Genomic DNA, 13,508 nt, shown 5'->3' with positions numbered 1-13,508 from the left:
CCCGGTCGCCGCACCCCGCTGCCGACAGCGGGGCCCGGCCTTCCGTCTCCGGGGCGGCTCCGCCGCTACAGCTTCTCCACCGGCGCGTACCGCAGCAGCAGCCGCTTCGGCTTGGTGTCGCCGAAGTCGATCGTCGCCTCCGCGTTGCCGCCCGTGCCCTTCACTCCGACGACCGTGCCGAGGCCGAACTGGTCGTGGGTGACCCGGTCGCCGACGGCCAGCGAGACCACCGGCTTCTCCGAGGTCCGCCGGGTGGCGAAGCCGGAGGCTCCGGACGCCGAGGAACGCGAGCGGGACGAGGAGAGCGAAGCCGCCACGCCCGAAGCGGGCCCGGAGGACACCGGCGCCATCGCACCGGTCCGCTTCCACTCCAGATACCCGGCCGGGATCTCCTCCAGGAAGCGCGAGGGCGGGTTGTACGAGGGCTGTCCCCAGGCGCTGCGCATCGCCGACCGGGTGAGGTAGAGCCGCTCCCGCGCGCGCGTGATGCCGACGTACGCCAGGCGCCGCTCCTCCTCCAGCTCCTTGGTCTGGCCGAGGGCGCGCATGTGCGGGAAGACGCCGTCCTCCATGCCGGTCAGGAAGACCACCGGGAATTCGAGGCCCTTGGCGGTGTGCAGGGTCATCAGGGTGATGACACCGGAGCCGTCCTCGTCCTCGTCGGGGATCTGGTCGGAGTCGGCGACCAGGGCCACCCGCTCCAGGAAGTCAGACAGCCCGACCGACGCCTCGTCCGTCCCGGACTCCTGCTCGAACTCCAGCGCCACGGAGGCGAGTTCCTGGAGGTTCTCGATCCGGGTCTCGTCCTGCGGGTCCGTGGAGGCCTGCAACTCGGCGAGGTATCCGGTGCGCTCCAGGATCGCCTCCAGGACGGTGGCCGGTCCGGCACCGGACTCCACGACCGTACGGAGGTCCTCCATCAGCGTGTTGAACCGCTTGACCGCGTTGGTCGACCGGGCGGCCATGCCGTACGCCTCGTCGACGCGCCTGAGCGCCTGCGGGAAGCTGATCTTCTCGCGCTGGGCGAGGGCGTCGATCATCGCCTCCGCGCGGTCGCCGATGCCGCGCTTGGGGACGTTGAGGATCCGGCGCAGTGGGACGGAGTCCTCCGGGTTGGCCAGCACCCGCAGGTAGGCCAGGACGTCCCGGACCTCCTTGCGCTCGTAGAAGCGGACACCGCCGACGACCTTGTAGGGCAGGCCGACGCGGATGAAGATCTCCTCGAAGACACGGGACTGCGCGTTGGTGCGGTAGAAGACGGCGACATCGCCGGCCTTGGCCTCGCCCGCGTCCGTCAGACGGTCTATCTCGTCGGCGACGAACTGCGCCTCGTCGTGCTCGGTGTCGGCGACGTAACCGGTGATCCGCGCGCCCGCGCCCGCGTTGGTCCACAGGTTCTTCGGGCGGCGGGACTCGTTGCGCTCGATGACCGCGTTGGCGGCGGAGAGGATCGTCTGCGTGGAGCGGTAGTTCTGCTCCAGGAGGATCGTCGTCGCGTTCGGATAGTCCTCCTCGAACTGGAGGATGTTGCGGATCGTCGCGCCCCGGAAGGCGTAGATCGACTGGTCGGCGTCGCCGACCACGCACAGTTCGGCGGGCGGGAGGTCCTGCTCGCCCGGCGGTACGTCCTCCTCGTGCGCGCCGGTGCCGACCAGCTCGCGCACCAGGGCGTACTGGGCGTGGTTGGTGTCCTGGTACTCGTCGACCAGGACGTGCCGGAAGCGGCGCCGGTAGTGCTCGGCGACGTCCGGGAAGGCGCGCAGCAGGTTGACCGTCGTCATGATCAGGTCGTCGAAGTCGAGGGCGTTCGCCTCGCGCAGCCTCGACTGGTACATGGCGTAGGCCTGGGCGAGGGTCTTCTCGAAGCCGTCGCTCGCCCGGGCGGCGAAGTCCTCCTCGTCGACCAGCTCGTTCTTGAGGTTGCTGACCTGGGCGCTGAACGACTTCGGCGGGAAGCGCTTGGGGTCGAGGTCCAGGTCGCGGCAGACCAGCGCCATCAGCCGCTTGGAGTCGGCGGCGTCGTAGATGGAGAAGGAGGACGTGAAGCCGAGCTTCTTGCTCTCCCTGCGCAGGATCCGTACGCAGGCGCTGTGGAAGGTCATCACCCACATCGCGTTCGCGCGCGGGCCGACGAGCTGTTCGACGCGCTCCTTCATCTCGCCGGCGGCCTTGTTGGTGAAGGTGATCGCGAGGATCTGGCCCGGGTGCACCTGGCGCGCGCCCAGCAGGTGCGCGATGCGATGGGTGAGCACACGCGTCTTGCCGGAACCGGCGCCGGCCACGATCAGCAGCGGGGAGCCGGCGTGCACGACGGCAGCGCGCTGGTTCTCGTTCAGCCCCTCCAGGAGCGCGGCCGGGTCCAGGGCCGGGCGGGCGGCGCCGTCGCGGTAGTAGGCGTCGCGGTCCGGGGGCACGTCGAACCGCCCGCCGAACAGATCGTCCGGAACCGGCTCCGGCACGTGCTCGTCCTCGGGCGGCGGCGGGGGTTCCTCCTCGTGGCCCCGCGGGGGCTGGAGGCTCGCCAGGAAGCTGTCGTCAAAGAGGCTGCTCATCGCTCTCCGAGTCTAGGGCGCCCCACCGACAACCGGCCCCCACCCCGGAAACTCACCCCGGTCACCCACCAGAACCGCCCCCTCACGGGGAGCGATCACTCATCGTGAGCACGGACGCGCCCACCGACCGGGGTCCGGACCGCCCGAACCTCACTGGCATATCGGCGCGAACCTGCGCAAATCATCCCGCCCCGTCGATCCGCAACACCGAGGTCACGAAAATGTATCGGGCATATCGCACATCAAACTTCACATAGAGCACACGAGTTGGCTACCGTGCCGAGCAGGCCGTACGACCCCCACCGGCGAACCCGCCGGGCCGTACGTCCTCCGCCGAATCCAGGGTGCCACCGCGCATCCGGAACCGGGGACCCACCGACCCCGGGGTGAATCGGTCCCGACTCCCCTCCGGGGAACGGACCGTAGGGCAACCCTTCCGAACAACCGCCCGAACCCGACAGCTAACCCGGTAGGCGGAGCATGGAAGGAGTCGCCTCCGTTGGCGTCGCACCGCAAGTCGCGTCCGTCCGCAACGCGCGTAGCAGGCATACGCACCCCCGCCCTGGCCACCGCGGCCCTCACCTCCGTGGCGCTGCTCTCGCAGACGGCCAACGCCGCCCCCTCCGAGGACGGCAAGCCGAGCCTGGAGGAGGTCGAGAAGAAGGTCGACGCCCTCTACCGGCAGGCGGAGTCGGCGACCGAGAAGTACAACGCGGCCAAGGAGCGGACCGGCAAGCAGCGCAAGCAGGTCGACACCCTGCTCGACGACGTCGCCCGGCGCACGGACCGGCTCAACAGGGCACGTGAGGAACTGGGTTCCTTCGCCGCGGCCCAGTACCGGACCGGGGCCGCCGCACCGGACACCTCGACCTTCCTGCTCGCGGACAGCCCGCAGGACTACTTCGACCAGACGCAGCTGATGAACCGGCTGACCTCACGTCAGAAGGACGCGGTCGACGACTACACCACCCAGCAGACCGCGACGATGGCGAAGCGGCAGGAGGCCGCCAGGAGCCTGGAGACCCTCACCGACACCCAGGACGACCTCAAGACGGCCAAGACCACCGTCCAGAACAAGCTGGCGTCCGCGCGGAGGATGCTCTCCGACCTGACGGCCCAGGAGAAGGCGCGGCTGGCGGAGATCGAGAGGAAGAAGCAGGCGGAGGCGGCCCGCGAGGCGGCGGAGCTCGCGAAGCGGCAGGCGGCGGCCGAGCGGCAGGAGAGCTCGTCGTCCTCGGGATCGGCTTCCGGCGACTCCTCGTCGTCCTCGTCGTCTTCCTCGTACGGTACGAAGGCAGCCAAGGCGATCGCATTCGCCCGCGCGCAGATCGGCAAGCCGTACGTGTGGGGTGCCACCGGCCCCGGCTCCTACGACTGCTCCGGCCTCTCCCAGGCCGCCTGGAAGGCCGCGGGCGTCTCGCTGCCGCGCACCACCTACGACCAGGTGAACGCCGGCACCACCGTCTCCCTCGCCGACGCCCACCCCGGCGACCTGGTCTTCTTCTACGACGACGTCACCCACGTCGGCATCTACATCGGCGACGGCATGATGATCCACGCCCCCAAGCCCGGCGCCTACGTCCGGGAGGAGTCGATCTACTACGGCGGCGAGTCGATCATCCACAGCGTGGTGCGGCCGGCCTGAGAGAGCGGGCCGAGCGAGCGGGCTGGCTGGAGGCGCGGACCCGTGCGTGTTTCGTGCCGCACGCGCGTGTGCCCGGTTCGTTCGGCGGTCGCCGGTCCCCGGCATCGGCGTCACGTCCCGCATCCCACCTCTTCGCGCCTGGCGGGTGCGGTGTCCGCCGGCAGCCGGGGCCGCCGCGACGGCCACCGGCATCGCCGGGTCGCGCACCCGGAGCCCGTGCCGTCAGAGGGTCACGTCCACAGCACGGCGATGAAGATGTTCGCCATGGTCAGCGCACCGACCAGACCGAAGGCGCCCTTCTCCACCTTCTCGTCGTCCCGTTTCACGTAGACCAGTCCGAGGATCACGATCAGCAGCGCGAGCTTCACGCCGATCTTCACGGTGTTGACGTGGTGGTCGTCGGCCTCGTTGAGACCGACCAGGATCACGCCGGTCGCGAGCATGGTGAACGCGCCGTGCAGCATCCCGGGGACGAACCGGGCGGTGCCCTGGCCCATCGCCTTCATCTGGGTGAGGAAACCGCCGAGGAGCGCGGCGATGCCGATGATGTGCAGGCCGACGAAGAGATGGATGAGTACGCCCATGGCCCCGGAGCCTAATCAGCGTCCCCCGGGGCGCCGGGCACCGGCCCCTCCCTCGGCCACCCGCCGGGTGCCGGGCACGGCGTCGCGGAGGCGCACGGCTTCGCATATATGCACCCCATAGCACTCGGCGCATCCCGCACACCCCGGAACCGCCGCTTCGGTCATCCCGCCCCGAGAAGCCGACGGCTCCGGACCGGAATCCCGGTCACATACCGCCAGGTAACGATCCGGTCACACCAATTCCGAGCATCTCGTCACCGAGCCGACACGCCGCGGCCTAGCGTCCTCCCCCAGGTGACCGACTCCCCATCGCCGCCCGGGCCAGGGGCGGCCGTCGGACACCACCGCCGAGAAGGTCCGGCGGCGGTCCGCTCCCCCTGTACGGGCCGCCGCCGGACGCGTAAGCCGCATCGTGGCGGTCGTACGGAAGGGACGTGACCAGTCCAGGTGGCAGAGCACCGCAAGCCCCGGCAGCGCCCGCTCAGCGGAGGTACGGCCCGCACGGCCGTCACCCTCGCCTTGGCGGGCGCGGCCACCGCGACGGGCTTCGAAGGGACCGGACACGCCGAGCCGCAACTGACCCCGGCGCAGGTCAAGGCCAGGGTGGACCGGCTGTACCAGGACGCGGAGGCCGCCACCGAGAAGTACGACGGCGCCAAGGAGAAGGCCGAGACGGCCCAGCGGCGGGTCAGGGCGCTCCAGGACGAGACCGCCCGCAAGCAGGACAGGCTCAACTCCGCGCGGGACGCGCTCGGGCTGGCCGCGGCCGCGCAGTACCGTGCCGGCGGAATCGACCCGGCGTGGCAGCTGGCCCTCTCCAGCGATCCCGACCGGTACCTGGACGACGCCGCCTTCGCCGAACGGGCCGGCGCCGCGCAGGCCGGCGCGGTGGCGCGAGTACGCCGGCAGCTCCGCGAGATCGAGCAGTTGCGCGGCGCGGCACACGTCGAGCTGACCTCGCTGCGGTCCCGGCAGGCCGAGCTGAAGCGGCAGAAGACCGTCGTCACCGGCAAGCTCGACGAGGCCCGGCGGCTGCTCGACCGGCTCTCACCTCGGCAGCGGGCGGCGGTCACCGCGGACGGCGCTCCCGAGCGCGCCTCCCGTTCGGCCTCCGGCACCCGCGCCACCCTGGCCCCGGGCAGCGTCGCCGCCCCCGACTCCCGGGCCGCGGCCGCCGTGGCGTACGCCTACTCCAAGCTCGGCAGCCCGTACGTCTGGGGTGCGACCGGTCCCAACGCCTTCGACTGCTCCGGGCTCGCCCAGGCCGCCTACCGGTCCGCCGGCGTCTCCCTCCCCCGCACCACCTACGCCCAGATCAACGCCGGCCGCCGCGTCTCCCGCTCCGAACTCCAGCCCGGCGACCTGGTGTTCTTCTACTCGGGCATCAGCCACGTCGGCATCTACATCGGCAACGGCCAGATGATCCACGCCCCCAACCCGTCGGCGCCGGTGCGGATCGCCCCCGTCGACGAGATGCCGTTCGCGGGGGCGACACGGGTGGTGTGAGCCCCGACGGCCCCCGTGCGGACGGGTCGCCGCCGGCCATGGCGGACCCCGACGGACCCCCCACGGACCCCGACGGACCCCGGACCCCGGACCCCCGGATCCGACTCAGACCAGGCGGCGAGCGGTCGCCCAGCGGGTCAGCTCGTGCCGGTTGGACAGTTGCAGCTTCCGCAGCACCGCCGACACGTGGGACTCGACCGTCTTGACGGAGATGAACAGCTGCTTGGCGATCTCCTTGTAGGCGTAGCCGCGCGCGATCAGACGCAGGACCTCGCGCTCCCGCTGGGTGAGGCGGTCGAGGTCCTCGTCGACCGGCGGGGCGTCGGTGGAGGCGAAGGCGTCCAGGACGAACCCGGCCAGCCGGGGGGAGAAGACGGCGTCCCCCTCCTGCACACGGAAGATCGAGTCGACCAGGTCGGTGCCGGTGATCGTCTTGGTGACATAGCCGCGGGCACCGCCGCGGATCACCCCGATCACGTCCTCGGCCGCGTCCGACACCGACAGCGCGAGGAACCGCACCGGCCGTTCGGCATCCGCGGCCAAGGGAGCGCACCGGCGCAGCACTTCGACTCCGCCGCCGCCGGGCAGGTGCACGTCGAGGAGCACCACCTCGGGCCGGGTCGCGGTGATCACCGAGACCGCCTGGTCGACGTCGGCCGCCTCCCCGACCACCTCGACCCCGGTCTGCTCGGTCTGGCCGATCTCGGCCTGTACTCCGGTACGGAACATCCGGTGGTCGTCGACGAGGACCACGCGCACCCGACGCCCGGCCTTCTCCGTGCCCTCCGCCGGGCCGTTCGCCTCGGTCGCGTCGCTCATGACGTGTTCTCCGCCCTCTCCATCTCCAGCTCGACCTCCGTGCCGCCGCCCGGCACGGACCGCAGCCGTGCGGTGCCGCCGTGGCGCTCCATGCGGCCGATGATCGATTCTCTGACACCCATGCGGTCGTCGGGTATCGATTCGAGGTCGAAGCCCGGACCGCGGTCGCGCACGGACACGAAGACCGTCCTGCCCTCGGCCTCGGCGTAGACCTGGACGGCGCCGCCCTCGCCACCGTACTTGGCGGCGTTCACCATGGCCTCACGCGCGGCCTGCATCTGCGCGCCCGTCCGCTCGTCGAGCGGGCAGTCGCCGACCACCACCACCTCGATGGGCACGCCGTGCTTGTCCTCGACCTCCGCGGCATTGCGCCGGACCGCCTCGGCGAGCGTCGCTGGCTCGTCGGCCTCCTCCTTGCCGGTGCCCTCGGGCTTGTAGAGCCAGGTGCGCAGGTCGCGCTCCTGGGCACGGGCGAGGCGGCGCACCTCGTTCGCGTTCTCCGCGTTGCGCTGGATCAGGGTCAGGGTGTGCAGCACGGAGTCGTGGACGTGGGCGGCGACCTCGGCGCGCTCCTGGGCGCGGATCCGCATCAGCCGCTCCTCGGAGAGGTCCTGGGTCATGCGCACGAGATACGGGCCGGCGAGCAGTGTGATGCCGACGAGCACGGCGAGGGAGGCCTGGAGCACCGCCCCGATGTGCGCGGCGGAGCCCTGCATGACGAAGACGCCCGAGACACCCGCGGTGACGAGCAGGACGCCGACGCCCGCGCGCAGCAGCGAGAGCGTGCGGCGCCGGCTGCCGACCTCGACCCAGCGGGCCCGGCGGGCGTTGTCCGCCTGACGCCAGACGAGTGCCACACCGGCGGCGACGAGGACCGCCGGGAGGAGATAGGCCTTGGCGCCGCTCGTGAGGTTGACGCTGCCCACGAAGACCATGGACACGACGACCATGAGGAGCAACGCGACGATCTGGCCCCTGTCGGGTCTGCGGGCGACGAGTCTGCGGCGGCCGTCTGCCGAGGTCTCGGCGGTGACCAGGGAGGGCGGTTTCTGACCGCCGACCCCGCCGAGGCCGAGGGGCACGAAGAACCAGAACGCGGCGTACAGCAGCGCGCCGAGGCCGTTGGCCATGAACAGGCCGACGAACACGAGCCGCACCCATACGACGGGCAGGCCGAGGTGCCCGGCGAGGCCCCGCGCCACCCCACCGAGCCAACGGCCGTCGCTGCTGCGGTAGAGCTTGCGCGGCGGCCGCGGGTCGTCGAGGGGCACTGCTGCGGCTTCCGGCATGCCATCGATGTTCACACGCCACCGGTCCCCGGGGCATCAGGGTCGGCCCCGGATACTCCCCTGATCTTCGGCCTCGCGGTGGCCGGAGTCCGTCGCCGCGGCGCCGTTCGAACGCTTCCCGGCGCGGCCTCGGGGCCGATTTCAGGGTTGGGCCAGGGTCATCCCGACTGCCGTTGCGGCGGCTCGCCCGTCACCATTGACTCATGACTGATCACGAGCACGCCGCGACGGGTCCGGGACCCGGCCCCGGCCCGCGGCCCGCACCGGGCCCCGGGCCGTCGGATGCCGCGCCCGCCGCGGCGGAGACGGCCGGGACGGAGGAACTCCCCCGGTTCCGGCGCGACCGCCGCCACAAGATGATCGCGGGCGTGTGCGCGGGTCTCGGGCGTCACACCGACCTGGACCCGGTGATCTTCCGCATCACCCTGGCCGTGCTGGCGGCGACCGGCGGTATCGGTCTTCTCTTCTACGGCTTCGCCTGGCTCTTCGTTCCCTACGAGGACGACGAGGAGAACGAGGTGCGCAAGCTGCTGACCGGCCGGGTCGACGGGCAGGCCCTGGCGGCCGTGCTGTTCGCGCTGGTCGGCTGCGGTGTCCTGCTGACGATGATCAGGAACGGCGGGGTGCTGGCGTTCGCCGTCGTCCTCTCCGTCCTGCTGGCGGGCGCCGGGTACTGGTCGCGGCGCCGGGGCGCCCCGGATCCCGATCCGCTGGCCGCCCAGACGGTCGCCGACGCCCCTCCGGAGGCCCAGGCGCCGCCGATCTCGATCACCTACCCCTCGTGGTGGCGCGACCCGATCGTCAAGGACGGCACGCACGTCGGGGGCACCGGCTACCTCTGGGGTCCCGCCGAGGCCCGTGGGCGGGCGGCCCCGGGCCTCGACTTCCGGCTGAGCACCCCGTGGGTGCACGGCCAGGACACCAGCGGCCGGCAGGGCACTCCCCCGAGACCGCGTGGTCCGCGCGGACCTCGCTGGATCGGCGGCTGGATCTTCCTGTTCGCCCTGCTGGCAGGCGGCCTGGGCACCGGTCTGGCCTGGGACACGCACCCGCTGGGCACCAGCCTCCAGGCCGGTCTGGCCGCCGCGCTGATCGTGTTCGGGCTGGGCACGGCGCTCAGTTCGTTCCTGGGGCGCACGGGGGCGGGCTCGCTGTTCCTGGCGCTCGTCACGGCGGCCCTGCTGGCGGCGTCGACGGCCCTGCCGTCGGACATCAGCACCCACTGGACGCGCGAGTCCTGGACTCCGGCGACGGCGGCCCAGGTGAGCGGCAAGTACGACCTGGGTACCGGTGTCGCCACCCTGGACCTGAGGCACATACGCATCGCCGCAGGGCACACGGTGACGACGTCCGCCCAGGTGGGCGCGGGCCGGCTGAAGATCGTCGTGCCGGCGGGGGTGACGGTGCGGATGAGCATCGACGTGGGGGTGGGCGACATCCAGTTGCCCGGTGACGACAAGAAGGACGTGGACGTGGCGCCGGGCAAGCACCAGGACGTGACGCTGCGACCGGCCGGCGCCGCGCAGAAGACGGGCACGCTGGACCTGGATCTCCAGGTCGGCGCGGGACAGGTGGAGGTGAGCCGTGCTGCGGCATGAGTTCCAGCCCGGACGGCTGGTGGTGGGCGTCTTCCTGACGGCGACGGGCGTCGCCTACGCCGGTGACGCGGGGGGCCTGTGGACGACCGAGTGGTTCGCGGCCATCCCCCTGACGGTGGTCGGCCTCTTCCTGGCAGGCGTGACCGCCGCCCTGACCCGGGCGATACGCAGGCGCCGCCGCGCACCGGACAGCTGACGGGGAACCCGGGAGCGGGCGCTGCGACCGGAAAGGTTCACCGGCTCGCGACGCCCGGTGGCTCTCCGGCAGACCTTTCCGGTCACAGCACTAGCGCAGGCCGCCGGACCTCTGCCGGCGTCTGGCGTGCAGCATCGCGTCCAGGGAGAGGTACGGGGCGCCGGCCAGCACCAGGGGCAGCCAGGCCATCAGGTAGGCGAGGTCGTTGCCGTAGTAGTACGGAGAGTTGGCCCAGCTGATGGTCAGCCAGAGGCTGAGCGAGATCAGCGCACCGCCGAGGGCGGCCACGCGGGCCAGCAGCCCGAAGAGCGTGCCGAGGCCGACCGCGACCTCGCCGATGGCGATCGCGGTGCCGAAACCGACCGGGTTCTTCAGGGCCAGGTCGACCAGGGCCGGGATCGCGGCGGAGTCACGGACGGCACGCATGGTGTCGCCGATCGAGCCGGAGCCGCCGGACTTCAGGAACTCACTGCTGGTCAGCTTGTCCAGGCCCGCGTAGATGAATGTGACACCCAGGAAGATCCGCAAAGGAAGGAGGGCGTATCGGGTGGCGGTTTCCCGCAGACCGCGATCGCCGTCGAGATACGGGGGGTGCGTGTCCGTACGAATACCGTGAGTCATCGTCACTGTCCGCCTCTCGCCGCTGTACCCAAGGCCCCTCAACAGACCATACGTACGACAACGGCGACCGGCTCAATCCTTCTCCGTACGATTTTCCGAATTTCGGCCGTCCTCGTCACCCGCTCGGACACCCGTCCGGGGCCGCTCCCCCACCCGCGCGCCTGCCGGGTCTACTCGGTCACCTCGACCACGTACCGGTTGGTGGCGGCCCCGGCCGCCGTCACCACCTGCACCTCCACCGAGCCGGGCTCCACCTCGGCGGGTACCGGGACGGTGAGGACGCTGTCGGTGGGGTTGCTGAAGCCGCCGGTGACCGGGACCAGGGGGACGTGGACGTTGACCGGTCCGACACGGACGACCATGCGGGCGAGGCGGTCGGCGGTCTGCGCGCCGGGCGGGACGAAGCCGGAGCCGCGGATCTCGATGTCGTCGCCGGTCCGGACGGGCGCGTCCAGGTCGCCGGCCTCGCGGGCGCGGACCACGGAGAGGATGACGGGGCGGCCGCCCTCGGCGTACTTGCCGGCCAGGTAGGTCGCGGCGGAGATCAGGACGACCGTCGCGAGCCCCCAGGGCAGGTCGGGAAGTTGGTCGGGGCGGCGCGCCAGGCGCACGGCGGCGAAGACCAGGGCGACGGCGCTGATCACGGCGTACTGGATGTCGGCGAAGGTGCCCCGGCCGGAGTCGTCGGTGAGCAGGTCGGCGGCGCGGGGGCGGTGGGCGGGCACCTTCTGCAGCCGCTGGCCGAGGATGCGCAGGCCGACCACCCGGCGCACCAGGACGGCGATGCCGCAGACCACGGCGAGGACGGTGACCACTCCGGCGCCGCGGGCGAGGTCGAGACCGGAGATCAGGGCGTCCCGGTCGGCGGGAGAGGAGGCGACGGCCAGGCGGCCGGCCAGGACGAGCACGGCGTAGGCGACGAAGAGGACCCAGGAGGCGGCCACGGTGCGGGAGGTGGACATGCGGTTGTCCTCGCCGATCACGGGGGCGAGCACCCCGCCGCGCGAGCGGTGGAACCAGGAACCGGCGGTCAGCGCGAGGGCCACGGCCACGGCGGCGACCAGTCCGGCGGTCCGGGCGCTGGTCCAGCCGGCCCCGATCGCGGTGAGGGACTGGACGAGCAGCATGACGACGACGACCGCCCAGACCGTGACCACGGTGCGCAGCCAGAGCCGGGCCAGCCAGGCCTCGCCCTCGGCGCGGCCGCGTTCGGCCACCAACTCGGCGGACTGGGAGAGTTCCTCGGAGACCCACTGGCGAGAGGCGGAGGCGGAGTGGGCCACCGCCGCGGGCAGCCCCTGGCCGGCCGCGAACTCCTCGCGTTTGAGGAGGAATTCGGCCACCGCCCGCCGGTGCCCCTCGCGCGCCCCGTGCGGGCAGTCCCCGCAGGCGCACCCGCCCCCGTGGACGCCGGAACCGGCCCCCTGCCTCGCCTCCTGCACCGCCACGCCCGACGCCTGCCTTCCCCACGCCCGGGGCACGACGCGCAGGGCCCTCCGCGGGGCCGGACTACGCCGTGCAACTCCCTTGTGTCGACAGCGAATTGTGCCCTACGCCACGCTGTTCGCGTTCAGCAGGGCGGTCACGGCGGGTGAAGATACGGCCGACAGGTTGACCTGGCTGCGAGAATTCCCCCATGGCCGAGATCATCCAGCGGGACGGGACCTGGGCCTTCGACGGCAGTACGGTCCGGATCACGCCGGGACGCCACCGCTCCGTCCCGCTGTTCCGGCAGACCTACGGCGAGATCGCCGTACCGCTGGAGGCGGTGTCGGGGGTGGAGTACGAGCCGGAGCGCAGGCGTGGGCGGCTGCGGCTGCGGCTGCGCGAGGGCGCGGATCCGTTGCTGCAGGCCACGGGCGGGCGGCTGCCGGACGCGGCGGATCCGTACCGGCTCACGGTGGACGCGGACCGGTCCGGGGTGGCGGAGTACGTCGTGGCGGAGATCCGGCAGTCGCTGCTGCTGGACCAGGTTCCGACCGGGCCGACGACGGCGTACCTGCTGCCGGGGCCGCCGGTGCCGGTGTCGGTGCGGTCGTCGGACGGCACGGTGTCGTTCGACGGCGCGCAGGTGCGGATCGACTGGGCGGACACCTCCGACCGGGTCAAGCGGGCGACCGGGCCGCGGATGATCGGCGTCGGCGACCTGGTGCGGGTGGAGTGGCTGCCCAACTCGGGCCGCGGGGAGGGATTCCTGCGGTTCGTGACCCGGGAGACGGTGTTCTCGAAGCTGCCGGCCGAGCGCGACCCCTACACCCTGGACCTGTGGGGAAGCGTCCGCCGCGATCTGCTGACGGCGCTGGTGGCGGCCGCGGTCACGGCCAGGTTGCCGCATCCCTCGGGCCGGGCGGGCGCCGGTCGCAGCGACGGGGACCCGGTGCGGACGGCCGTGCCGCACCCGTCGGCCGGCCATCACGACATGCTGCTGAGCAGGCTCCGGGAGCTGGGCGAGCTGCACCGGGGCGGGGTGCTCACGGACGAGGAGTTCACGCTGACGAAGGCGGCCGTGCTCAGGAGCTTCTGAGCACTAGGGCGTGTTGCGAGAGTCCCGCCTGCCGCGCGACGCCATGCACGCACTCTCGCCGCACCGGGCGAAAGCCCAAGTACATCCAGTACGAGAGCTTCCGCCCGGCACGCCGAGAGCACGCACCTGACGCCGCGCGGCCCGCCCTTCGGGCGAACGACGGGACTTTCGCAA

11 protein-coding genes and 1 riboswitch are annotated in these 13,508 nt (G+C 72.1%); of the genes, 5 read left to right on the top strand and 6 right to left on the bottom strand.

Going from position 1 to position 13,508, the window contains the following annotated elements; genetic code table 11:
• Positions 1-65: 65 nt before the first annotated feature.
• On the bottom strand, positions 66-2,552 hold the full coding sequence (gene pcrA / locus ACFY3I_RS28445; protein ID WP_365283871.1) for a DNA helicase PcrA: 2,487 nt from the start codon (positions 2,550-2,552) through the stop codon (positions 66-68).
• A gap of 321 nt (positions 2,553-2,873) precedes the next feature.
• A riboswitch (cyclic di-AMP (ydaO/yuaA leader) is annotated at positions 2,874-3,043 on the top strand.
• Positions 3,044-3,051: 8 nt separating this feature from the next.
• On the opposite strand from pcrA, the gene ACFY3I_RS28440 reads away from it, so the two are divergent.
• Positions 3,052-4,197: an NlpC/P60 family protein gene (locus ACFY3I_RS28440; RefSeq protein WP_390863738.1), complete on the top strand. Its 1,146-nt coding sequence runs from the start codon at positions 3,052-3,054 to the stop codon at positions 4,195-4,197.
• A gap of 230 nt (positions 4,198-4,427) precedes the next feature.
• Here the strand turns inward: ACFY3I_RS28440 and ACFY3I_RS28435 are convergent, their stop codons facing one another.
• Positions 4,428-4,781: a hypothetical protein gene (locus ACFY3I_RS28435; RefSeq protein WP_390863736.1), complete on the bottom strand. Its 354-nt coding sequence runs from the start codon at positions 4,779-4,781 to the stop codon at positions 4,428-4,430.
• 447 nt (positions 4,782-5,228) lie between these two features.
• Here ACFY3I_RS28435 and ACFY3I_RS28430 point away from each other — a divergent pair, with 447 nt between their 5' ends.
• Positions 5,229-6,287 (top strand): NlpC/P60 family protein, encoded by a 1,059-nt coding sequence (locus ACFY3I_RS28430; RefSeq protein ID WP_390863734.1) that lies wholly within the window; start codon positions 5,229-5,231, stop codon positions 6,285-6,287.
• Positions 6,288-6,392: 105 nt separating this feature from the next.
• Here the strand turns inward: ACFY3I_RS28430 and ACFY3I_RS28425 are convergent, their stop codons facing one another.
• Both ACFY3I_RS28425 and ACFY3I_RS28420 read right to left on the bottom strand, forming a co-directional pair.
• Entirely contained in the window at positions 6,393-7,106 is a 714-nt protein-coding gene (locus tag ACFY3I_RS28425; protein ID WP_351318292.1) for a response regulator transcription factor, read from the bottom strand.
• The gene (locus ACFY3I_RS28420; RefSeq protein ID WP_365283861.1) at positions 7,103-8,395 is read right to left on the bottom strand and encodes a PspC domain-containing protein; all 1,293 of its coding nucleotides are present in this window, start codon (positions 8,393-8,395) and stop codon (positions 7,103-7,105) included. Before ACFY3I_RS28420 ends, ACFY3I_RS28425 begins: the two co-directional genes overlap by 4 nt.
• A gap of 203 nt (positions 8,396-8,598) precedes the next feature.
• Between ACFY3I_RS28420 and ACFY3I_RS28415 the strand changes: the two genes are divergently transcribed.
• The gene (locus tag ACFY3I_RS28415; RefSeq protein WP_390863732.1) at positions 8,599-9,993 is read left to right on the top strand and encodes a PspC domain-containing protein; all 1,395 of its coding nucleotides are present in this window, start codon (positions 8,599-8,601) and stop codon (positions 9,991-9,993) included.
• Positions 9,980-10,189, top strand: coding sequence for a hypothetical protein (locus tag ACFY3I_RS28410; protein ID WP_365283857.1), 210 nt, complete (start codon positions 9,980-9,982; stop codon positions 10,187-10,189). The genes ACFY3I_RS28415 and ACFY3I_RS28410 overlap by 14 nt, the downstream gene beginning before the upstream one ends.
• 90 nt (positions 10,190-10,279) lie before the next feature.
• Here the strand turns inward: ACFY3I_RS28410 and ACFY3I_RS28405 are convergent, their stop codons facing one another.
• Together ACFY3I_RS28405 and ACFY3I_RS28400 are read right to left on the bottom strand one after the other, a co-directional pair.
• Complete coding sequence (locus tag ACFY3I_RS28405) at positions 10,280-10,810, bottom strand: DoxX family protein (protein ID WP_365283855.1); 531 nt, start codon at positions 10,808-10,810, stop codon at positions 10,280-10,282.
• A gap of 170 nt (positions 10,811-10,980) precedes the next feature.
• Positions 10,981-12,258, bottom strand: coding sequence for a hypothetical protein (locus tag ACFY3I_RS28400; protein ID WP_390863730.1), 1,278 nt, complete (start codon positions 12,256-12,258; stop codon positions 10,981-10,983).
• A 188-nt stretch (positions 12,259-12,446) separates the two neighbouring features.
• Here ACFY3I_RS28400 and ACFY3I_RS28395 point away from each other — a divergent pair, with 188 nt between their 5' ends.
• A complete protein-coding gene (locus ACFY3I_RS28395) occupies positions 12,447-13,334 on the top strand; it encodes a DUF4429 domain-containing protein (RefSeq protein ID WP_390863729.1) in 888 nt (295 codons plus the stop codon).
• Positions 13,335-13,508 lie beyond the last annotated feature (174 nt).

The sequence above is a fragment of the Streptomyces sp. NPDC001068 genome (assembly GCF_042897315.1).
GTDB lineage: Bacteria > Actinomycetota > Actinomycetes > Streptomycetales > Streptomycetaceae > Streptomyces.
Note: the sequence above shows the minus strand (reverse complement) of the source record. Positions and strands in the feature narration are given on the sequence as shown.